This window comes from Halomicrococcus gelatinilyticus (assembly GCA_024227995.1).
GTDB lineage: Archaea > Halobacteriota > Halobacteria > Halobacteriales > Haladaptataceae > Halomicrococcus > Halomicrococcus gelatinilyticus.
Map to the genome: position 1 here is coordinate 2,572,183 of CP100465.1, position 21,344 is coordinate 2,593,526.

Sequence of the window (21,344 nt, forward strand, 5' to 3'; positions counted from 1 at the left end):
TGTTCCGTCAGTCGCGGCGGTCCGCGAACTCGGCGAACACGGCCCAGGAGGGGTCGACCTCGGGGTGTTCGACGCGCTCGCCGTCGACGTAGACGCCGTCGCCCTCGCGCACCGCGCCGACGTCGGCGGCCGGAACGTCGGCGTCGTCGAGCGCCGACAACACGTCGCCGGCGTCCTCCGGCGACACGGTCAGCAGGAGCGTCCCCTCGCTCGTCGACGCCCAGGGGTCGATGCCGAAGAACTCGCACGCTGCTTCGACGCCGGGGAGCATCGGGAACGCGTCGCGCTCGACGTCGAAGCGGACGCCGCCGGCGCGGGCCATCTCGACGAGCGCACCGTGGACGCCGCCCTCGGTCGCGTCGTGCATCGCCGAGACGTCGCCCGCCGCACTGGCGACCAGCGCGTCCTCGACCGGGCTCATGTCGTAGAAGCGCTCCTTCGCGGTGGCGATGGTCTTGTCGGGCAGGTCGACCTGGTCCTCGAACAGCGTGACCATGAACCCGGCCGCCTCCACCGCCGGCCCCTTGGTGGCGAGGACGCGGTCGCCGGGTCGGGCGCCGTCCGGTCGCACGAGATCGGCGCGGTCGCCGACGGCGAGCGTCGTCGCGCCGCCGACCCAGGGGTACTGGCACCCCGAGTAGCGGGCTGTGTGACCCGTGACGACGCTGACGTCGAACCGCCGCGCCTCGCGGTCGAACGTCTCCCAGACGGTGGCGAACTCCTCGTCGGTGATCTCGGGCGGGAGGTTGAAGTCGACTGCGAGGTGGGTGGGCGGGAGGCCGCTCACCGCCACGTCGCTCAGCACGACGTGGACGGCGAACCACGCGGCCCGCTCGAAGCCCAGTTCCGGCGTGAGCGAGAGGGGGTCGGTCGCCAGCGCGACGACCGTGTCGCTTCCGTCGCCGCCAGTTCCCAGGTCGACGACGCCGAAGTCGACGCCGTGCCGGGGGCCGAGGGCGACGTCGTCGCGGTCCGCGCCGAGGTTGGGGTAGATGTACTGCTCGAAGAACGCCCGGTCCACCTTGCCGAGGTCGGCCATACTCGGGCTATCTCCGGGTCGTACTAAGCGGTGATGGTCTCGGGCGACTGTCGACGGCCGGTCGGTTCGGCGTGAGAACACCGCGCGCGCTCGTTTTCACGAGACGAGAATCGCCAGGGCGGCTTTTCCTTCCGGCCGCCAATCCTCGTACATGAGTTCGGACGCCGTCGTCGACGACGAGTCGGCCGAGAAGCGACAGGTCTGGATGGTCGAGCGGACGTTCTCCCAGGACTCTCCGCACATCCTCGTCATCCGGTACGCGACGCCGGACGGCGAGTCCTATCTCCAGAAGGAGCGCGCCGTCCCCAGCTTCAGCCGCGCCGCCGTCCCCGAGGTAACCGCCGCCATCGAGGTCGACCCCGAACGACTGACCGTCGTCGACGACACGGAAACGCGCGAGCGCTACCGCACCGAGGCCGAGCGCATGCGGGAGCGCCACGACCCCGACGACGTGGTGTAGGGCGGTGCGGCTCGCCGACCGCAGGGCGTCTGTCGTGCAGGGCTGGCGGACGTCGCTCCAGAAACGACGTCCTAACACGTGTATGTCGTCGATACCACCGCCCACCGTATCACGTTGGAAATCCAACCAGTGGTATGCGACTCGTCCAGGTGATGGTCCCGGAGGGGGAACGGGACTCCGTCCTCGCCGTGCTCGACGGCGAAGGCATCGACTACGCGCTCGTCGAGGAGACGGGACGCGGCGAGTTCGAGGCGCTCGTGTCGTTCCCCGTCCCCCCGAGCGGCGTCGAACCGATCATGGACAACCTGCGCGCTGCCGGGGTCGAGAAGGACACCTACGCCATCGTGTTGCCGACCGAGACGGTCGTCTCCCGGCGCATCGAACGACTGGAGGAGCGATACTCCGGCCTGCGAATCTCCCGGGACGAACTGCTCGCGCGAGCCGAGGAGCTCGCACCGGCCACCTCGACGTACGTTGCGTTCCTCGTCCTGAGCACCGTCATCGCGACGACCGGCCTGCTGCTCGACTCCGCGGCGACCATCATCGGCGCGATGGTCGTCGCCCCGCTGATGGGGCCGGCCATCTCCGCGAGCGTCGGCACCGTCGTCGACGATGCGCGCCTCTACCGCCGCGGCGTCATCTTCCAGGTGGGCGGCCTGCTGCTGGCCATCGCGGTCGCCGCCCTGCTCGCCGCGCTCATCCGGGGGACGGTCCTCGTCCCGCCGGACCTCGCCATCCGGCAGGTCTCCCAGATCGCAGAGCGGACTAGCCCGAACTTCCTGTCGCTGTTCCTCGCGCTCGGGTCGGGCGTCGCCGCCGCCGTCAGTATCTTCCGCGGCGCCGGGTCGGCGCTCGTCGGCGTCGCCATCGCCGTCGCGCTCGTCCCGCCCGCCGCGACCGCGGGCATCGGCCTCGCGTGGCTCGACTTCGCCGTCGCCAGCACCGCGACCGTGCTCGTGGTCGTGAACCTGCTCGGCATCAACCTCTCGGCGCTGCTGGTGTTCTGGCTCGCCGGGTACCGGCCGCCGGAGGCCGAGGCCGCCGACCGGGCATGGGCAGCGGTCCGCTCGCGCGCCGTCGGCATCGTCGTCGCCATCCTCGTCCTCTCGGTCGTCCTCGCCGCCGTCACGTTCGCCTCCTTCCAGGTGGCGGACTTCGACGCGCGCGCCACCGACGAGGTCGAGGCGACGATCATGGGGCCAGAGTACGCGCGACTGGACTTCGTGAGCGCGTCGGTCGAGTACACGCCCGGCGACGTGCTGCTCGACCGGCCGCCGTCGGTCGACGTCGTCGTCGGGCGGCCGGCGGGCTACGAACAACCGCCCGACGTCGCGACGACGCTCGAACGACGGATCGCGGTAACGACCGGCGAGGACGCCGTCGTCAGGGTCGTATTCGTCGAGGAACAGCGGTCAGACCAGTAGCGACGCCGGTCGCCGCGGCACTACAGTCCGGTGACGCCGCTAGCGGGGAAGGGACATCGTCAGCAGAACCCCGCGAAAGCGGGGGTTCGGGACGTGACGGCCGGCGACGCGAGCGCGCGCCTGACCGCCGTCCCGGAGATGGCGCGTCGGAGGGTGGTCGGCCGGAGTCTCAGCGCATCACCTCCTGCGGGGGCTGGTCGGCGACACAGGCGTCCACGTCAACGACCCGCTTCATCTCGAAGACGTAGTAGGACGCGTCGGTCCCCGTGACCACCTCGCGGTAGGCGGGCATCGGGTCGTGGTCATCCGCCTCGCCGTCGTTGTCGTGCAGGTGGACGACCTCGACGCGGTCGCCGAACCGGTCGGCGAACTCGCGCCAGTCGTGGCCGTTCACCCGGGCGTGGCCGACGTCGAGGGTGACCCGGAGCCACTCCGGGCCGGCGTCGACCGCGTCGAGCGTGGCGGCGAGGTCGTCCGGCGTCGTCGTGTGCCGGACCGTCGTCGCCGACCGGGGCTGGTTCTCCAGGCAGAGCGGGACGCCGACGCGCGCGGCGTGGTCGGCGCACTCGCCGAGCGACCGGACGGCGTTGCGCCGCGCCGTCTCGCGGACGCGCTCGGGGTAGCGGCGCGGCACCGACCCGCCGTGGACGACGACGGCACCGGCGCCGGCCGCGGCCGCGTCGTCCAGCGTCCGCTTCACCTGTTCGACCGACGCCCGGCGCGAGGCGTCGTTGAAGCTCCCGAGGTTCCAGTCGCGGAACGGCGCGTGCAGCGTGACCGAGACGTCGTACTCGCGCCGAAGTTCGCGGAGTTCCTGCGGCGTCGGCGCGTCAGGATGGGCGTGCAGGTACTCGCGCTTGAGTTCGACGTGGTCCAGTCCGCGGTCGGTGACGTAGTCGGCGAACGCCGCGACGGTCTCGTCGAATCGGAGGTCCATCGCCGCGCCGAGACGCGAACCCGCCGCAGTCATCGCGGTGCCTCCGCGCGGTAGGCCGGCGCACCCGCGACGAACGCGCGCTCGACGACCGGCGTCGGCTCCGGTTCGACCAGGACGAGGTCGGCCCGCGCGCCCGGTTCGATGCGGCCGCGGTCGGTCAGTCCGACCGCCGCTGCGGGGGCCGCGGTCACCCGGGCGACGCGCGTCGGCAGCGGTTCGCCGGTGTCGACGAACGGCGCGGCGAGCAGCGACGGCGGGTGGTAGTCGGCCAGCAGCGCGTCGGCCGCGCCGGCGTCGATGGCGTCCGCCGTCGAGAGGTTGCCCCACTGGCTCCCGCCGCGGACGAGGTTCGGCGCACCCATCGCGGTCGTCATGCCCAGGTCGCGGGCGCGCTCGGCGGCCTCGATGGTGATGGGGTACTCGCTGATGGCGACGCCGCGGTCGGCGAGCCGTTCGACCTCGACCGGCGTCTCGTCGTCGTGCGAGGCGACGACGACGCCGGCGTCATCGGCGGCGTCGACGATGCGGTCGACGCGCGCCGAGAGCGTCTCCTCCGAGAGGCTCGTGCGCTCCTCGATGAGCCGCTCGGCCTCCTCGATGGAGTGATCGCCGTCGTTCTCGTAATACTCCCGGAAGCGCTCGACGTCGCGGAACTGCCCCTTGCCGGGAACGTGGCTCATCACCGAGACGAGCGTCGCAGCGCCGCGGTCGAGCACCGCTTCGACGGCGTCGACGCAGGGGGCGTCAGTTATCTCGCAGCGGGCGTGGATGCGATGGTCCGCGATGAGGGAATCGTTCGCGCGGACGGCGTCGACGAGCTCCGTGGCGAGTTCCGGCGAGCGGTTCTCCTCGGGCGAGTCCTCGAACGCGATGGCGTGGAACTTCGTCGTGATGCCGGCGGCGACGTTCGCGCGATCCGCGGCGGCCAGCGCCATCGGCGTCGCCACGTCGGCGTTGCTCCGCGGGTGGAGTTGCCTCTCGATGTCGTCGCCGTGGAGGTCGACGATGCCGGGCATCAGCACCCGGCCGTCGGCGTCGACGCGCGTGTCGGCGTCCGCGTCGACGTCGCCCGCCTCGACGGCGGCGATGTCGCCGTCGCGCACCGCGACGCTCCCGCGGACCTCCTCGTCGGGAGTCACGACGCGAGCGTCTTCGATGACCGCGTCGTAGGTCGACGCCGACTGGCCGGCGCGCTCGGCCGACTCGCTCATGCGCGCACCTCCCGGTCGTCTATCTCGTCGACGTCGTCCGCGTCGTCATCGTCCGCCCCGTCTCCTCCCTCGTCCGCCCTATCTCCTCCCTTCTCCGCGCCGTCTGCGTCCTCCGGAGCGGTCTCGGCGGCGTACGTCTCCACGTCGACGACGCGCTGGAGTTCGGCGTCGTCGAGGACGGCGACGCGGTCGGCGACGCGCGCCACCACGTCCCGGTTGTGGAACACGCCGACGACGGTGGTCTCGTCCGTGAGGTACCGGTCGAGCAGGTCGATGGCGGCCGTCTTCGTCTCCGGGTCGAGCGCGCTCGTCGGTTCGTCGAGCAGGAGGAGTCGCGGCCGCGGTGCGACGGCGCGCGCGAGGTTCACCCGCTGGCGCTCCCCGCCGCTGAACGTCGCCGGGTAGGCGTCGTGGAGCTCCTCTGGGAGGCTCAGCTCGGTCAGGAGGTCGCGAGCGGTCGCCCGCGCTTCCTCTCGGTCGACGCCGTCCTCGACGAGTGGGCGCGCCACCACGTCGACCGCGGGGACGCGCGGGATCTCGTCGAGGAACTGCGACGCGTAGCCGATCTCGTCGTCGCGGAGCGCGAGCAGGCGGCGCTCCGGGCAGGCCGCGAGGTCGACGGTGCCGTCGCGACTCTCGAACCGCACCGCGCCGCCGGACGGCAGGTAGGTCCGGTACAGGCACTTCAGCAGCGACGACTTGCCGCTGCCGGATTCGCCGACGACGGCGAGGAACTCGCCGTCCGCGACGTCGAGGGAGACGCCGTCGAGGCCGACGACGCGCTTCCCGCCGACGACGTGCATCTGGAACGTCTTCCGCAGGTCGTCTATCTCGAGGATGGTCATATGACGGAGTTGATGAGTTTCTGCGTGTATTCGCGCTGCGGGTCCTCCATGACGCGGTCGGTGAGGCCCGTCTCGATGATGCGCCCGTGGCGCATCACGACGGTGCGGTCGGCGAGCAGGCGGACGACGCCGAGGTCGTGGGAGACGACGATGGTCGCCACCCCCTGCTCGCGCTGGATGCGCCGGAACATGTCGAGGACGCGCGCCTGTACGCTCACGTCCAGGCCGGTCGTCGGTTCGTCGAGGATGACGAGTTCCGGGTCGTTGGCGATGGCCTTCGCGATCTGGACCCGGCGCTGCATCCCGCCGCTGTAGGTGTTGGTGAGGTCGTCCATCCGGTCGACCGGAACCTCGGTCTCCTCGAACAGGTCGCGCACGCGAGAACGAACGTCCTCGAAGTTCCGGTGGCCGGCCGCCAGCAGCGTCTCGGCGACGTTGCCGCCGCCAGTGAACGCCAGGTTCAGGCCGTCGCGGACGTGCTGGTGGACCATGCCGACGTGCTCGTTGCGGAGGTCGACCCGCTCCTCGTAGTTCGCGGCCAGCAGGTCGCCGTCGTGCGGGTCGAACTCGACGCGGCCGTCGGTGGCCGCAAGGTCGAGCGCCAGCATCTCCGCGAGGCTGGACTTGCCGGACCCGGACTCGCCGACGACGCCGAGCACCTCGCCCGGTTCGACGGAGAGGTCGACGTCGGCGCAGGCGACGACCGTGCCGCACTCCGGACAGCGGTTCCGGCCGTGCTCCGGCCCGGTCAGGTCGACGCACCGGCCGCACGGCGGCGCGTCGCCGTAGAACCGCGTGACGTTCTCGGCGTCGAGCAGGGTCACGCGTCCTCACCTCCGTCGACCGCCGCGCCACCGTCGTCGGTCGCGGTCGCATCGCCGTCCGTCGCGTCGTCGTCGCGGTTCGGCGTTCCCGCGTTCCCGTCGGTCACCGCTCCTCTGTCCCCGTCCGACAGGAGCGGGTCGGGCGTCCCGGGCCCCCACGCGACGTCGTCCGCGTCGCAGTGGTGGTCCTTCGGCAGGACCGGGTCGTCGACCCGCTTCTCGCAGAACGAGGCGTCGTTGCAGGCGTATCGCGTGGCGCCGTCGTCGTCGGTCACCTCCGTCAGGTAGGTGTCGGTCGAGCCACAGCGGTGGCACGCCTCGCCGTCGAAGCGCTCGACCTGGAACGAACGGTCCTCGAACGCGAGCGGTTCGACGTCGGTGTGTGGCGGGACGGCGTAGATGCGCGCTTCGCGGCCCGCCGCGAAGAGGAACAGCGAGTCGGCGTCGTTCAGCTTCGTCGTGTCCCAGCGCGGGATGGGCGAGGGGTCCATCAGGTACCGGTCGTTCACCATCACGGGGTAGCGCGCGGAGATCTGGATCTCGCCCCACTCGACGACGTTCTCGTACAGTGCGACCCACATCTTCGAGTAGTTCTTGTGCGCGTGTCGTCGTCGATTCGCGTCGTCGCTGCCGTCGACGCGTCGCAGCGGGTCGGTCGTCGGCACCTGCAGGACGAGTATCTGGTCCCCGGTGAGGACCTCCTCGGGGATGCGGTGGCGCGTCTGTACGACGGACGCCTCGGTCGTGTCCGTCGTCGTCGCCACGTCGGCCGTCGTCGCGGCCAGTCGGCGGATGTTCGCGGCGTTGACGCTCTCGTCGCTCCCCTGGTCGATGACCTTGAACGTGTCCTCGGGGCCGAGCAGCGACAGCGACACCTGGATGCCGCCGGTCCCCCAGCCGCGAGCGAGCGGCATCTCGCGGGAGGCGAACGGGACCTGGTGGCCCGGCAGCGCGACGGCCTTCAGGACGCCCCGGCGGACCTCGCGCTTGGTGTGCTCGTCGAGGTAGGCGTAGTTGTATCCCGCCAGTCCGGCGTCGGCGTCGGGCAGGAGGTCGTCGACCGCATCCGGTTCGGTCACGGCGGCCGCCCTGTCGGTGGCGTCGACGTCTGTCGTCCCGCCGTCGGTGGCCGGGCCGGCGTCGCGTTCCGGGGTCGTTTCGCCGTCCGTGTCGGTGGGCGTCGATTCGTCGTCGGTCGGAGTGATCGTCTCGTCAGTCATCGTCGCTCACCGCCGGTTCCGCGTCCGCCGTCTCGGTCGCGCCGTCGTCCGACGCGTGGTCGCCGAGCCCCCGTCGCTCGCGGAGCGCGCGGACGCGGTCGAGGATGCTCTGGAACGTGACGTAGTGGGGGAGTTTGAGGTGTTCGATGAAGCCGAAGGAGTCGATGCCGTCGACGGTGTCGAGGACGAACTCGGCGTCCTCCGCCGGCTCGTCGCCGTCGAGCTGGATGGAGGCGTCGAGGATGGTCATGCCGACGGCCTTGCGCTCGTTGCGGCCGAAGACGAGGCCGTAGCCGAACGCGAACTGCGGGTCGTCGCGCTTCTCGTACACGGGGACGACGCTCTCGGACTCCGTCACCTCGACGCTCGTCACTTCGACGTCGTCGCCCGTGTAGGGGTGTTCGATGGCGACCGGGAGCTCCCCGACCCGGACCTCGCCGAGCGTCGGGTGGACCTGGCCGTACCCCCGGAGCGCGCTGTACGCGAGCGCGGTCATCGCGCCCGTCTCGCCGCGCGCGAGTTCCTGTAGCACCGCGTCGCGCGCCGCCGGGAACATCACCGGGTCGCGCGTCGCGTCGTGTGGCGCTCCGTCGTCGACCGGTTCGGGGTCGGCGACGAGGCCCTCCTCGCGGAGCACCTCCATCACGTTGCGCAGCGACTCGGGCTCCTCGTCGCCGAGGTCCCACCCTTCGGTGGGGTCGGCCTCGTCGAAGTCGAAGTCGACGAGCCGCTGGGTGTAGTCCTTCGTCGCGCCGAGCATCTGGCCGCCCGGGACGTCCTTGTACGCGGGCGAGACGCGCCGGGTGGCGAACATCTCGTCGGGGTCCGCCGGCGTCGTCTCGTCGAAGCGTTCGAGCGTCGACCGGTAGGCGCGCAGGAGGAAGGCGGCCTCGGCGGCGTCGCCCTGCGCCTGCTTGACGGCCCGCGCCGCCAGCTTCGGGGCGTACAGTCCACCCTCGCTCATCACCTGCCCGACGAGGCGGCCGAACTGCTCCTCGACCTGCTCGACGCTCACCGGCTCGGCGTCGCCCTCGACGCGGCGCTTCTCGAACAGTTCCTCGGCCCGGCGCACGACCTCCTCGCCCGCTTTGACGGCGACGTAGCCCATCTACGCCACCTCCACGTCGACGTCGACCGACCGCGGCAGCGAGACGAGGCGATCGGCGGCGGTGAGGTAGACGTCGACGCCGCGCGGGTAGGTCGACTGCGCCTCGGCGATGGCGTCCACCTCGGCCGCGGGGAGGCCGCGGACGCCGACCCGGCGGCTGCCGGGGACGCCTGGACCGGAGAGCGAGAGCACGAGGACGTCGGTCGACTCGTCGGTGGTGTCGACGCAGTCGGTCGGTTCGTCGGATGCAGAGAGGTCGTCGGGCGCGACGAGGTCGTCGACCCGGTAGACGACGGTCGCGCCGTCGCTTGGCTCCTTGAGACTGCCGCGCTTCGCGTCGACGACGCGACCGTCGGTGTCGCCGTCGACGAAGACGACGTCTGCCTCCTCGAAAGCCGCATCGCTGCGCCGGCTCTCCCGGTCGAGCGCCGCCCGGAGACGCTCGTCGCCGCCGCGTATCGTCACCTCGTGGTCGACGAGCGTCGCGGCGACGGCGTGGTGGGCGGGGGCGACCGGCGTCCGCTCGACGGCGCCCGGGCGACTCGTCGCGTCCACGAGCGCGCGGAAGGTTTCCCGGGTGTCGGCGACGGGGTCGACCGAAAGCGCCCTCATTCCTCGTCCTCCATCGTCTCGAACTCGACCGTCGTCGCCCGACTTTCGTTCCACTGCCGCCGTCGGGCGTCCGCGCGACTCGCCGCCGCCGAGGAGAGCGTCTCGCAGATGCGGCCGGACGCGTCGTGGTCGGCCGCGACTGCGGCGTCGACGATGGCGCCGGAGACGGCCTTCGACTCCGCCTTCCCGGCGACCATCGCGAACCCGCGCTCGTCGTCGAACTCCACCTCGGCGGCGGTGACGAGCACCTCGCCCTGGTTGAACGGTCGCCGCTCGACGGGCTCGCGGACCTGCTGCATCAGGAGCTGCGGTTTCGGCTCCTGGAGGATGCGGACGGGCGTCTCCCCGTCCAGCAGGTCCTCCGCGAGTCCGACGAGCGTGTGCCCGTCGCACGCCGCTATCAACTCGAACCTGTCTGACCTGTCGTGTGGGTCGGCCATGCTTTCGGGCGATTTTGTCAGAAGCGTCCGCATAATGGTTCGCTGGGTACTCTCCTTTCCCTGCGAAGGCGCGGGGTCGAACGAATGCCCGACCTGCGAGCGTCCGGACGGGTACGGACGCCGTGGATCGGTGGCGAGCCCAGCCCCGGTGGTCGGTGGACCGCCCGGACAACATGTAGCCCGCGAAGTAGGACGGTGGGTGAGGCGGCCCTTCCGGGGCTGACCGTAGTATACCCAGATAACGGTTATCCGGGGACCACGGCTTTCCCCTCGCGTATGTCGAACCAGGGTCGAACCCCGGACGAACGGAACGACAAATCCACGACGCAGACGAACGGAGTCAGTCGACGGCGCTACCTCCTCGGTGCCGGCGCGGCAACGGCGGGCGTCACCGGCCTCTCGGGCTGTGCGGGCGTCCTCGGGGGCACCAGTAGCGGGTCCAAGGAGAAGATCACGATGCTGCTGACGCCCGGGACGCCGGGGGATCTCCGACCGCGCTACAGGCCGGTGGTCAAGATGCTCAACGACAAGGTCGACGGCGTCGAGGTCGAGATGAAGGTCCCGCAGAACTACTCGGCTATCAAGCCGGCCCTGGAGAGTGAACAGGCCGAGATCGGGATGGACGACGTGACGCTCATCTCCAACCCCGACCTCATGGACGTCTACGGCACGAACGTCACCGACGGGTCGGCGTTCTACTTCTCGTTGATGCTCGTCCCGCCCGAGTCGGACATCCAGAAGCGAACGGACGTGGAGGGCAAGACGTGGGCGTTTGCGGACCGCCTCAGCACCAGCGGGTCCATCTTCGCGCTGTACACGCTCCAGCAGGCCGGGCTCGACATCGGCGATGCGCCGAAGGGCGACCCCGGGGACTTCGAGGGGAGCTGGACCGACCACAACCAGGCTATCGAGCGCGTCGCCAACGGCAAGGCCGACGGCGCGACGACCTGGGGTGGCAACGGCATCCCCCACGTCGCGGAGAAGTACGAGTCGGACTTCCCCGAGCGGGTCAAAGAGAAGAGTTCCTTCCTCGGCAACATCGGCACGGAGAAGCCGAATCTCCGCCCGATCTGGTGGTCGTTCCCGATCCCGAAGCAGCCGTGGTACGCCCGCAAGAGCTGGGACTCGTCGAAGAAAGAGGAGATCGGCGAGGTGCTGGTCAACTCCAGCGAGGAGAAACTCGAACAGTACTATCCCGAGGACTACAACGAGGACAACCTCGCGTTCACCACGCTGCGTGACACCTCGATGGAGACCTACCAGCCCGTCATCAAGCGGATGAACGAAGTCGGCATCGACCCCGCAGCCTGACCGGGCGACCCCTACGACTTTTCATCATGAGCACACTCAAAGTCGAAAATCTGACCAAAGAGTACGGAGACGTCACCGCCCTGGACGAGGTCTCGTTCGAGATCGAAGACGAGTTCGCGGTGTTGCTCGGCGAGTCCGGTGCGGGCAAGTCGACGCTGTTGCGGTGCGCGAACGGGCTGACCGAACCGACCGAGGGCGGCATCCACCTCGACGGAGGGGAGATCGCGGGCTCGCGGACGGACGTCGGGATGATCTTCCAGCAGCACAATCTCGTCGACGGGGTCTCGGCGTACCTCAACGCCCTGACCGGTTCGCTCGACCGCGTCTCGATGCTCGAGAGCCTCATGCAGTGGCAATCTCGTGAGGACAAGCTTCGCGCGCTAGAGGCGCTCGAAACCGTCGGACTGCTGGACGAAGCCCACCAGCGGGTCAGCCAGATGTCCGGCGGCCAGCAACAGCGCGTCGGCATCGCACGCGCGCTCGTGCAGGAGCCGCGGCTCCTGCTGGCCGACGAACCGGTCGCGAGTCTCGACCCCGCCAGCGCCGAGACCGTGATGGGTTACCTCCGGAAGGCCGCGATCGAACACGACGTGACGGCACTCGTGAGTCTCCACCAGGTCAACATCGCCGCCCACTTCGGCGACCGGTTCATCGGACTTCGAGACGGTGAACTGCTCTTCGACGTCGGCCGGGACGAGCTGACGCCCGAACTGATCGACGAACTGTACGGCAACGTCGAGACGGTCGGCCTGGCCGAGATGGACGACCAGGCGGCGATCGGGCTCGAGGACGACGGTGCGGACGACTCGACTGCCGAGGATCGACAGCGGAGGGTCCAGGCGTGAGCACCGACTCTGCCGGCGGCTCGCGGCTCCGCGAGTACTTCGGGTACGAAGAGATCGGCTACAGTCCTGCCGAGCAGAAGCTCCAGGACATGAAGCGCCGCAAGACCAGGCGGCGTCTCTGGACGCTTGCAGGCGTGGTCGGCACCGGACTGCTGTTCTACTTCAGCCTGGTCGTCATCGAGTTCAACCTGGTGATGCTCTACAACCAGGTTCCGCAGTTCACCGACGCCCTGTACGGAAAGAACGACTACTTCCCGCCAGGGGAGCTCCTGGGGATCCCCTTCGTCGACCTCGGAGCGTACTGGTCGTTCATACTGGAGGAGAACCTCATCCTCAGGATCGAGGGGGGCCGGATCATCTGGGGCGCGATGTTCGTCACGCTGGCGGTCGCGTTCGCGGGCTCGGTGCTGGGCATGCCCGCTGCGCTGTTGTTCGGCGTGATGGCCAGCGAGCGGGTCGTCCCCTACCCGTTCAACTTCGTCTTCCGTGGGACGATGAGCCTCATCCGGGCCATCCCCGGCCTGGTGTGGTTCCTCATCCTGATCCCGCTAGGCGGCGTCGGGCCGTTCACCGCAGCGCTGGCGATCATGATCGACACGACGGGCTACCTCGGGCGGCTGTTCACCGACGAACTCGAGGAGATCGCCGACGGCCCCATCGAGGGGATCCGCTCGACGGGCGCGAGCCGCTCGCAGGTGGTCTCGTTCGGGATGCTCAGCCAGGTGTTCCGGCAGTTCATCGCCTGGATCGCCTTCGACCTCGAACACAACGTCCGCGCGGCGATCGGGCTGGGTATCATCGGCGGTGGCGGCCTGGGGCTGGAACTGTACATCCAGCGCCAGACGTTCCACTACACCAACATGATGGCCTGTATCATCGTGATATTCCTGCTGGCGGGGTCGGTCGAACTCGCCAGCCAGCGCATCCGGTCGTCCCTCCGCGAGGGGGACACCGTCGAGCAGTCCGGCGTCCTGAGCGCGTTCGTCGACGCCCCGAAGAAGATCATCGCGTCGACGCTCGGTCGGCGGAGTCGATAGATGTACGTCGAATCGCACGGACCGGATCGGGTGACCGACCTGGGCCCCGAACCCACGCTCCACGACCCGGTGTCCATCACCGAGAGCGAACTCGGGGCGTGGACGGAGGTCCACCGCGAGACGCGGATGCACGAGTCCGCAATCGGCGACTACACGTACCTGATGGAGCGCGTCCAGCTCGACTACGCGACCGTCGGGAAGTTCGGCAACGTCGCCTCCCACGCCCGCCTCGGCCCGACGAACCACCCCATCGAGCGTCCGACGGCCCACCACTTCACGTACCGTGCGGCGCGGTACGGGATGGGCGAGGCCGACGAGTCGGTGTTCGAGTGGCGCGCCGACCAGCCGGTCGAACTCGGCCACGACGTCTGGGTCGGGCACGGCGCGACGGTCCTCCCCGGCGTCACCGTCGGCGACGGCGCCGTCGTCGCAGCGGGCGCGGTCGTCACGCGCGACGTCGACCCCTACGCCATCGTCGCCGGCGTCCCGGCCGAACCCATCGGCCGGCGCTTCGACGAGGAGACGGCCCGCCGCGTGCGGGCGACCGCGTGGTGGGACTGGGACCACGAGACGCTGGCCGACCGCATCGAGGCGTTCCGCGACATGGAGACGTTCCTCGACGAGTACGCGCCGGCGTAAGCATCCGCCTCCCTCTCGATGACGACCGTCACACGTCGCCGGAACGTCCGGATGCTGGCCGTCGCCAGCGCGACGCTGCTGCTCTCGACGCTCATCTGGTTCAACTACTCGGCCGTGCTCCCGGCCGTCGTCGACGCGTGGGGGTTGACCGGCGTCCGGGCGGGCCTGCTCTTCGGCGCGTTCCAGGCGGGCTACCTCGTCGGCGTCGTCCCGCTGGGGATGGTCGCCGACAGGCACTCGTCGCGCGTCGTCGTCGCCGTCGGCGCGGCGGTCGCCGCGACCGCGAGCGTGGCCTTCGGGGCGCTCGCCGACGGCTTCCTCGCCGGCGGCCTGCTGCGGTTCGTCGCCGGCGTGGGGATGGCTGGCGTCTACGTCCCCGGGATGCGGTTCGTCAGCGAGTGGTTCGACGCGGCGATCCGGGGCCGGGCGATGGGCGTATACGTTGGGACCTTCTCGCTCGGCAGCGGGCTCTCGTTCGTCCTCACGTCGGTCGTCGCGACGGAGTTCGGCTGGCGCGCCGGCCTGCTCGTGACGAGCGCGCTCGCGCTGCTCGCGGCGCCGACGATGTACCTGTTCGGCCGGGACGCGACGCGGACGACCAACCGTCGGCGGGGCTTCGACCTCTCCGTGCTGCGGAACGGGTCCTTCCTCGCTGGCGTCGGCGTCTACGGCGCGCACAACTGGGAGCTGTACGGTGTCCGGAACTGGCTACCGGCGTTCCTCGTCTCGACTGTCGCGATCGGGTCGACGGCGACGCCGGCGGCGACCGCCGGCCTCCTCGCCGGCGCTGTCACCGCGGCGGGCGGCGTCGGCAACCTCTCCGGCGGCTGGTTGAGCGACCGCGTCGGTCGCCGGCGCGTCATCGGCCTCGGCCTCGCGCTCAGCGGTGCGGGAGCGGTCGTCCTCGGCGTCCGGTCGTGGCGGTCGGCGGCCGTGCTCGCCGCGGTCGTCGTCGGGTACGGCGTCGTCCTCACGATGGACAGCGCCCCGACGTCGACGGCCATCACCGTCGTCGTCGACGACGACCGACTCGGTACGGCCCTCTCGCTGCAGGCTCTCCTCGGGACGCTCCCGGGCGTCGTCTCCCCCGTCCTGTTCGGCGTCGTGCTCGACGCTGGCGGATACGGCCTCGCGATGCCGACGCTCGGCGTCGGAGCGCTCCTCGGTCTCGGCGGCGTCTACTACCTCGGGAAGGACGGCGGGTGATCCGGGGTGGCGTCGGGGTCTGACAGCCAGCCGTCGCCACGGAGGCGTGGTGGGTCGAGGCGTGGTCGTTCTTCGACGCAGTCAGTCGAGGAGGCGGGTCGGTTCGGGAGACGCTGTCAGTCCGGGATGTGCTCGGGCGTGAGACCGGTGTGGAGGCGGGCGGTGAGTTCCGCGATGTTGACCCAGTAGTAGATGGTCCGTTCGAGCGCACGGGTCATCGTCGCGAGGTGACCGTACATCTCCGGTTCGTAGGCGGTGACGAGTTCGAACAGTTCGTCGAGCATCCGGTGGACCTCGTCCTCCTCGGCGTACAGGCGGTCCATCCGGTCGACGTCGGCGTCGAAGAGCACGGCGACGACGTGGTCGTTGATGGCGAGTCCGCCGTCGAAGATGTCGAGGACGTGGTCGTGGACGATACCGACGCCGTCCGTCTCCATCTTCGCCGCGACGTCGGCGATGTAGCAGGTGCGGTCGCCGACTATCTCGAAGTTCTTCGCCACGATGCCGAGGTCCGAAGCGACCCGGTTCCCCGGCCAGTCCGTCGTCAGCGTCATCGACTTCAGCTCCTGGAGGACGACGAGACACCGCTCGTTCGCCAGCGGTTCGAGTTCGTCCGCCGCCTGGTCCGGTTCCTCGCCGGCGAAGCGGGCACGAGCGGCGCGGTACTGGTCCGTCGTCACCGATTCGAGGCGGCGGAGCTGGTCGAGGAGGCGTTCGATGGCGTCGTCGTCCGCGTCGTCGCGGTGCAGTTCCGAGACGGTCGGCGCGCGCTCGAACACGGCCGCCTCGTCGACGACGTACCCCTTCCGGATGACGCCCTCGCCCTTCAGTTCCTGGAGGAGCTCCGAGAGGTAGTGTTCCGAGAGCCCGAGGTCGTCGGCCAGTTCCGCCTTGGTCTCCGGCGCTCGCCGGTCGATCGTCTCGATGACGCGGGCGAGCGTCGCCTCGCGTCCCGTCTCCGGCACCGTGTGGGGTTGACTCCAGCGCATTCGTCGAGACGCCCCGGCGGGACGACCAAAGCGGTTCCCACCGTACAGTCCGGACCGGTCCGGACTCCGCTCTCGGGATGGGGACGTATCACTCGATAGCGCTCAATATCGGGCGTAAGGCCTCATATCAACGGCTAAGGTTCGACACCAGAGTCGTCGAACCGACTATGGAGACGCGCAAGGTGCAGCTGTCCGGCGGCACCACGTTCACGGTCTCGTTACCGAAGGGGTGGGCGACGGAGCAGGACATCTCCAGCGGCTCGGTCCTGTACCTCCATCCCGACGACGACGGCACGCTGCTCATCGAGGCGGGGCCCCGCGAAGGGAGCGACGACCGGACGGCGCGAATCGACGTGTCGACCTACGACACCGAGATGGTGATCGAGGTCGCACGGTCGATGTACCTCGTCGGCGTCGACGAAATCGTTCTGGAGGACCGCAACGGGCACGCTGACGAACGCGTCGAGGCCGCGATGGACCTGACGACGAAGCTGAGCGGACTGGAGATACTGGAGACGACCGACAGGAAACTCGTCTTCCGGAACATCATGGACCCCGCGAGCGTCTCCATCCGCAAGAGCGTCCTGCGCCTGAAGCTCGTCGTGCTCTCGATGCACCGCGACGCGGTCCGCGCAGTCACGGGGAACGACCCCGCCCTGGCCCGGCAAGTCGTCGCCCGCGACGACGAGGCCGACAAGCTGTTCCACCTCGTCACCCGACAGTTCCAGCGCGCCCTGGCGGACCTCCAGACCGTCGAACAGCTCGACACCACCCGGTCGAAGCTGTTCGAGCAGTACCACGCCGCCCGGCAGTTCGAGCGCGTCGGCGACCACGCCGCGAAGGTCGCCCGCCTCGTCGTCCAGCGCACCGACGACCTCGCGGACATCGACACCGAGGAGTTCGACCGCCTCGCGGACCGGTCGCGGCGCATCGTCGAACGCGCCGGCGACGTCGTGCTCTCGGACGTCGACGCACGGACGGGATACGACATCCTGGAGGACGCGACCGAACTCCAAGCGACTGTCGAGGAACTCGACCGGGAACTCTACGACCGCGAGGACGCTGCCGGCGCCTACGTCGTCGGCCTCCTGCTCGACAGCGTGCGCCGGACGGCCGCCTACGGCCGCAACATCGCGGATATTGGCTTCCAGCGAGCCGTTCAGACCGAAGAGGAGTCCGTCGCCGCGCAGTGAACGCGACGGCGGGGGACGTCCACCTTCCTCCAGCGACGTCTGCAGATTCGCTCTCCGGCGATGTTACTCCGAGATGGCACGGAGGCGGCCGTCGGACGCGCCGACGAAGAGGCGGCCATCCGCCACGGCGGGCGACGACTTGACGTACGGGCCGTCCTCGCGGTCGCCCTCGAAGTCGACCCGCCAGGCGGACTCCCCGTCGGTCGTCACCGCGGAGACGCCGTCGTTACAGCCGACGTAGACGCGGTCGCCGACGACCGCCGGCGACGAGCGGGTGTCCGTCTCTATCGGTGCCATCCACTGGCGCTCGCCGGTCGCTGCGTCGACGGCGTACACCCGGCCGCGGGTCGTTCCAGAACAGTCGTCGGATTCGAGGATGCAGGTGCGCGTCGACGACGCGGCGACGTAGACGGTGCCGTCCGCGATGGCCGGCGAGGTCCGCAGGCTGACGTCGTCGATCCCGGTCGTCCAGCGGGTGTCGCCCGTCGCCGCGTCGAACGCGTACAGGTTCGCGGGCGGTCCGTCGTCCGCCGTGTTCGGCGCGCCGTAGTAGACCACGCCGTCGACGACGGCCGGCGACACGTCCGCGTTCGTCTGGACGTCGGTTCGCTGCCACGCGACGTCGCCGGTGGCGGCGTCGAGCGCGCACAGTTCGCTCTCGCTGCCGACGTAGACGCGGCTATCGGCGAGCGCCGGCGAGGCTTCGACGTTCTCCTTCTCGCCGAAGTCGTCGTAGCGCCACCGTTCATCGCCGGATGCCGCGTCCAGCGCGAGCACCGCGCAGGACTCGAACTGCTCGTCGTCGTCGCCGCTCGCCACCAGCGGCCCGTCGCCGACGGTGCCGACGTAGACGACGCCGTCGTCGACGACCGGCGACGACGAGCCGAACCGGTGGCCGACGTCGGTCGTCCAGACCGGGTCGCCCGTTGCTGCGTCCAGGGCGTAGAACTTCCTGCCCCACGTCCCGAAGTAGACGGTGCCGTCGACCACCGCAGGGGCCGACGACGCGTACCCGTCCGGTTCGAAGCGCCACTTTGCTTCGCCGGTCTCGGCGTCGACGGCGTGGACGTACCCGGGGTCGCCGCTCCCCGGCACGTAGACGGTGCCGTCGACGACCGCCGGCGAACTGTTCATCGTCGGCGTCTCCCCGTCGAACCGCCACTCGACCGCCGCGTCCGACGCCGGGCCGGTCGCGTCGGGGGCGTGTCCGGAGTTCCGGGCGTCGTGTCCGAACAGCGGCCACGCGGTCGCGGAACCGGCGTCCCGTTCGGTCGTCGTCCCCGCGCCGTCGTCGGTCGTCGTGGTCTCGTCCTCGTCGCCAGGTGCTTGCGAGAGGCATCCCGCGAGCACGCTCGTCGCGGTGCCGACGCCGGCCGCGACGAGGAATCGTCGGCGACCGCACTCGCGAGCGGACGCTCCACGTCCGTTCGTTCCGCGTCCGTTCGCTCCGTCGTCGACCGCTCGTTCGTTCCGTCCTCGGGAATCCCGCGATCCGTGCAGCGGGGAGTCGGAGGGCTCCGTCATGCTGCGTCGATTGCACCTGGCCTGACTAATACCTCCCCCAGACTCAAACGGACGCTGTACCCTTGCGATGCGTCGTCCCTCCGCCGGGACTGCGTCGGCGTCTGCGGAGGGCCGTCGCCCGTGACCGGAAGCTACAGGAGGCACGGCGGACACGTTCGACGCGTGATATCTCGCGAACTGCAGATCACGGTCCTGTTCGCGTTCCTCGGCGCAGTGCTCTGGCTGGTTTCCGGCCGGTTCACCGACGCTGCGTGGGTCCGGTGGGCGATCCTCATCGGTGTCGGCGTCATCGTTCCGACGGTCATCACGGAACGGATGGAGTCGTAGCCCACGGCGGCCGACCCATCACCACCCGAACATTTATCACTCCTCCCGCCGAATTATTAGGTTGGACGTAATGCGGAATAAAATCGGTGGTTTCTTCTTTCAGTTCCCGTAACGATAGTATCGGCGTTCGCACCGCCGGACTCCGACGGTTCATACCCGCGACCTGCGCGCGCCCGAACCGACGTTCGACGAACGGCTCTTCGACCATCCACGACAGCATCCATCCCCGAACCATGACAACACAGCAGTCAGACGAGACGACCCAGACCGCTTCCGTGGAACCGATCACCGACGCCGAAACGCTGCGCGAACGCGACGACGTTCCGGTTCACGACGACGAGGACGTCGTCGACGAGGGAACGCTCGACGTCGTGGACGACCTCGACGACCTGGCGGTGGTGGGCGTCACGAACGACGACGGTGCGGTCCTGTTGCGCCGACTGACCGAGGACTGCGAGTGGAAACTACCCGTCGAGGAAGTCGCCCGCGACGAGGACTACGCCGACGCCGCGCGACGGGCGGTCGAGGAGGTGGTCGGCCTCCCCGTCGCCCTCCACGCGGTCGAAGCGGCGTGGCACTTCGAGGCTCGACTGGCGGACGGTGACCGGACGGCGACCCGCGACTTCGTGGTCTTCAGTGCGTCACCCGCGAGCGACGCCCCGGACCTGGACGACCTGCCCGTCGACGCCGCGGAGGACGCCCCGGCGGCGGTCGGATGGTTCGACGAGCTACCGGCCGACGCGGAGGAAGCGCCCGGAACCCGCCTGTTCTTCGACTGACAGGCGGTCTCGTCGGCGGCGGAGTGACTGCGCCCGGTCCCGCGTCGTCGCCGACCGCTGCCGCGCCCGTCTCGGCGTCGCCACACCGAGCGTGCCGCCGCCGGACCGCGAGGGTGGACCGCGAGCGTCGCCTGCTGGACGCTACCGACGCGACCCGGGCCGGCAAGAACATTGACTACTGTGAACACGGTACGTCGTGCTGGGGAGGTCACGGGGCCGATGAAACACCTACTCAACGAACGGACCGGAACGGTTCACAAGACCAGACCGGACACGACCGGTACCGAAGCAGCCTGTGGAGCCCTGCGGCACGTCGCTCCACGGCACGTCACGTCCGTCGCGACGACCGAGACGCCTGGCGGAACCGACGAGGACCGCTGCGGCCGGTGCTTCGACGACGCGGGAGGCTACTAGACCGTTCTCCAGCGCGACGAGCGCCTCCCGGACACCGTTGTGAACCCCGCCGACACGTCCGTCACGCATACTATCCTGCACCACCCAGCTACGGGAGATGACAGTCGCCGACCTCGATCTGGCGTACAGCGCCGAGGAGATACGGGCGTTCGTCGAAGACGCAGTGGCCCGGGAGGGAACGCGCCGCCAGCCGCGGTTCTACGCCGTCACGGGAAGTCACGTCTACGGGTTCGACAGTCCCGGCAGCGACATCGACGTCCGCGGCGTCCACCTCGTCCCGGCGGAGGAGTACGCCTACCTGCGGACGCCGGCCGAGGAGGTGACGGTCAACATGGACGGGACGACGGCGGGCTTCGAGCAGTACGCCGACGTCGACCTCCGCAGCTACGAACTCCGGAAGTTCGGGTCGCTGCTGGCCAAGGCCAACTACAACGTCGTCGAACTGGTCTTCGAGGCCCCGACCGTGATGAACGGGATCCCGCTGGAGATGGACGCCCTGCAGGAACTCGTCCGCGACCACCTCCCGATGAACGTCCCCCACGCCTACCTCGGGATGGCGAAGTCGAACTACTACAAACATCTCGACCCGGAGAAGGCGCAGGGGTACGACCCGGCGCCCAAGACCTTCCTCTACGTCTACCGCGGCCTCCTCGGCGCACAGTACGTCCTCCACGAGGAGGACGTCGCGGCGGATGTCCGCGAACTCGCCGCGGCCGTCGACGGTGGCGACCCGGCCCTCGTCGACGACCTCATCACGCACAAGCGCGAGGTCGACGAGTCGTCGGTCCCCGACGCGCTCGAACAACGGGTGCGGGAGGCCATCCTCCAGCAGTTCAACGCGATCGACCCGCTGCCGGAACCGGACAAGTCCGGCTACCGCGAGGCCATCGACGACTGGATGCGCAAGGTGCGGAACTGAGGGCTGGCCGACGCCGTGGGCAATCGCCGGTCGGGCGGCGG

General features: G+C 69.8%; 22 protein-coding genes. 11 read left to right on the forward strand and 11 right to left on the reverse strand.

The genetic code is table 11. The annotated features are described in order from the left end of the window. Positions 1-7: 7 nt before the first annotated feature. A complete protein-coding gene (locus NKT36_RS13640; RefSeq protein WP_327051602.1) occupies positions 8-1,039 on the reverse strand; it encodes an AIR synthase family protein in 1,032 nt (343 codons plus the stop codon). 151 nt (positions 1,040-1,190) lie between these two features. Here NKT36_RS13640 and NKT36_RS13645 point away from each other — a divergent pair, with 151 nt between their 5' ends. Further along, positions 1,191-1,499 carry a hypothetical protein gene (locus NKT36_RS13645; protein ID WP_327051603.1) on the forward strand — a complete coding sequence of 103 codons (309 nt, stop codon included), beginning with the start codon at positions 1,191-1,193 and terminating at the stop codon, positions 1,497-1,499. Positions 1,500-1,633: 134 nt separating this feature from the next. Next, positions 1,634-2,923: a TIGR00341 family protein gene (locus tag NKT36_RS13650; RefSeq protein WP_327051604.1), complete on the forward strand. Its 1,290-nt coding sequence runs from the start codon at positions 1,634-1,636 to the stop codon at positions 2,921-2,923. Between the two features lie 169 nt (positions 2,924-3,092). On the opposite strand, the gene NKT36_RS13655 is transcribed toward NKT36_RS13650, so the two are convergent. The 8 genes from NKT36_RS13655 to phnG are packed head-to-tail and all read right to left on the reverse strand — an operon-like array spanning position 3,093 to position 10,120. Further along, on the reverse strand, positions 3,093-3,893 hold the full coding sequence (locus tag NKT36_RS13655) for a sugar phosphate isomerase/epimerase family protein (RefSeq protein WP_327051605.1): 801 nt from the start codon (positions 3,891-3,893) through the stop codon (positions 3,093-3,095). Beyond that, a complete protein-coding gene (locus NKT36_RS13660; RefSeq protein WP_327051606.1) occupies positions 3,890-5,071 on the reverse strand; it encodes an alpha-D-ribose 1-methylphosphonate 5-triphosphate diphosphatase in 1,182 nt (393 codons plus the stop codon). The genes NKT36_RS13655 and NKT36_RS13660 overlap by 4 nt, the downstream gene beginning before the upstream one ends. Next, positions 5,068-5,916, reverse strand: a complete 849-nt coding sequence (locus tag NKT36_RS13665; protein WP_327051607.1) for a phosphonate C-P lyase system protein PhnL — start codon at positions 5,914-5,916, stop codon at positions 5,068-5,070. Before NKT36_RS13665 ends, NKT36_RS13660 begins: the two co-directional genes overlap by 4 nt. Continuing rightward, the gene (locus NKT36_RS13670) at positions 5,913-6,740 is read right to left on the reverse strand and encodes an ATP-binding cassette domain-containing protein (protein WP_327051608.1); all 828 of its coding nucleotides are present in this window, start codon (positions 6,738-6,740) and stop codon (positions 5,913-5,915) included. The genes NKT36_RS13665 and NKT36_RS13670 overlap by 4 nt, the downstream gene beginning before the upstream one ends. Continuing rightward, the gene (locus tag NKT36_RS13675) at positions 6,737-7,960 is read right to left on the reverse strand and encodes an alpha-D-ribose 1-methylphosphonate 5-phosphate C-P-lyase PhnJ (RefSeq protein ID WP_327051609.1); all 1,224 of its coding nucleotides are present in this window, start codon (positions 7,958-7,960) and stop codon (positions 6,737-6,739) included. The genes NKT36_RS13670 and NKT36_RS13675 overlap by 4 nt, the downstream gene beginning before the upstream one ends. Then, on the reverse strand, positions 7,953-9,068 hold the full coding sequence (locus NKT36_RS13680; RefSeq protein WP_327051610.1) for a carbon-phosphorus lyase complex subunit PhnI: 1,116 nt from the start codon (positions 9,066-9,068) through the stop codon (positions 7,953-7,955). The genes NKT36_RS13675 and NKT36_RS13680 overlap by 8 nt, the downstream gene beginning before the upstream one ends. After that, positions 9,069-9,680: a phosphonate C-P lyase system protein PhnH gene (phnH, locus tag NKT36_RS13685; RefSeq protein ID WP_327051611.1), complete on the reverse strand. Its 612-nt coding sequence runs from the start codon at positions 9,678-9,680 to the stop codon at positions 9,069-9,071. Beyond that, entirely contained in the window at positions 9,677-10,120 is a 444-nt protein-coding gene (phnG, locus tag NKT36_RS13690) for a phosphonate C-P lyase system protein PhnG (RefSeq protein WP_327051612.1), read from the reverse strand. The genes phnH and phnG overlap by 4 nt, the downstream gene beginning before the upstream one ends. 276 nt (positions 10,121-10,396) lie before the next feature. Between phnG and NKT36_RS13695 the strand changes: the two genes are divergently transcribed. The 5 genes from NKT36_RS13695 to NKT36_RS13715 are packed head-to-tail and all read left to right on the forward strand — an operon-like array spanning position 10,397 to position 15,158. Beyond that, a complete protein-coding gene (locus NKT36_RS13695) occupies positions 10,397-11,431 on the forward strand; it encodes a PhnD/SsuA/transferrin family substrate-binding protein (protein ID WP_327051613.1) in 1,035 nt (344 codons plus the stop codon). Positions 11,432-11,457: 26 nt separating this feature from the next. After that, entirely contained in the window at positions 11,458-12,276 is an 819-nt protein-coding gene (locus tag NKT36_RS13700; protein ID WP_327051614.1) for a phosphonate ABC transporter ATP-binding protein, read from the forward strand. After that, positions 12,273-13,313, forward strand: a complete 1,041-nt coding sequence (gene phnE, locus NKT36_RS13705) for a phosphonate ABC transporter, permease protein PhnE (RefSeq protein WP_327051615.1) — start codon at positions 12,273-12,275, stop codon at positions 13,311-13,313. The genes NKT36_RS13700 and phnE overlap by 4 nt, the downstream gene beginning before the upstream one ends. Continuing rightward, the gene (locus NKT36_RS13710) at positions 13,314-13,952 is read left to right on the forward strand and encodes a DapH/DapD/GlmU-related protein (RefSeq protein WP_327051616.1); all 639 of its coding nucleotides are present in this window, start codon (positions 13,314-13,316) and stop codon (positions 13,950-13,952) included. It abuts the gene before it with no gap. Positions 13,953-13,970: 18 nt separating this feature from the next. Then, complete coding sequence (locus NKT36_RS13715; protein WP_327051617.1) at positions 13,971-15,158, forward strand: MFS transporter; 1,188 nt, start codon at positions 13,971-13,973, stop codon at positions 15,156-15,158. Between the two features lie 116 nt (positions 15,159-15,274). Here NKT36_RS13715 and NKT36_RS13720 read toward each other — a convergent pair whose 3' ends face one another. Continuing rightward, positions 15,275-16,147: a helix-turn-helix domain-containing protein gene (locus tag NKT36_RS13720; RefSeq protein ID WP_327051618.1), complete on the reverse strand. Its 873-nt coding sequence runs from the start codon at positions 16,145-16,147 to the stop codon at positions 15,275-15,277. Between the two features lie 167 nt (positions 16,148-16,314). Between NKT36_RS13720 and NKT36_RS13725 the strand changes: the two genes are divergently transcribed. Then, entirely contained in the window at positions 16,315-17,340 is a 1,026-nt protein-coding gene (locus NKT36_RS13725; RefSeq protein WP_327051619.1) for a phosphate uptake regulator PhoU, read from the forward strand. A gap of 63 nt (positions 17,341-17,403) precedes the next feature. Here the strand turns inward: NKT36_RS13725 and NKT36_RS13730 are convergent, their stop codons facing one another. Then, positions 17,404-18,864 carry a PQQ-binding-like beta-propeller repeat protein gene (locus tag NKT36_RS13730; RefSeq protein WP_327051620.1) on the reverse strand — a complete coding sequence of 487 codons (1,461 nt, stop codon included), beginning with the start codon at positions 18,862-18,864 and terminating at the stop codon, positions 17,404-17,406. 162 nt (positions 18,865-19,026) lie between these two features. On the opposite strand from NKT36_RS13730, the gene NKT36_RS13735 reads away from it, so the two are divergent. The 3 genes from NKT36_RS13735 (at position 19,027) to NKT36_RS13745 (ending at position 21,303) form a co-directional block, all read left to right on the forward strand. Then, positions 19,027-19,191 (forward strand): hypothetical protein, encoded by a 165-nt coding sequence (locus tag NKT36_RS13735; RefSeq protein ID WP_327051621.1) that lies wholly within the window; start codon positions 19,027-19,029, stop codon positions 19,189-19,191. Positions 19,192-19,424: 233 nt separating this feature from the next. Then, on the forward strand, positions 19,425-19,970 hold the full coding sequence (locus tag NKT36_RS13740; protein ID WP_327051622.1) for an NUDIX domain-containing protein: 546 nt from the start codon (positions 19,425-19,427) through the stop codon (positions 19,968-19,970). Between the two features lie 511 nt (positions 19,971-20,481). Then, complete coding sequence (locus NKT36_RS13745) at positions 20,482-21,303, forward strand: nucleotidyltransferase domain-containing protein (protein WP_327051623.1); 822 nt, start codon at positions 20,482-20,484, stop codon at positions 21,301-21,303. Positions 21,304-21,344 lie beyond the last annotated feature (41 nt).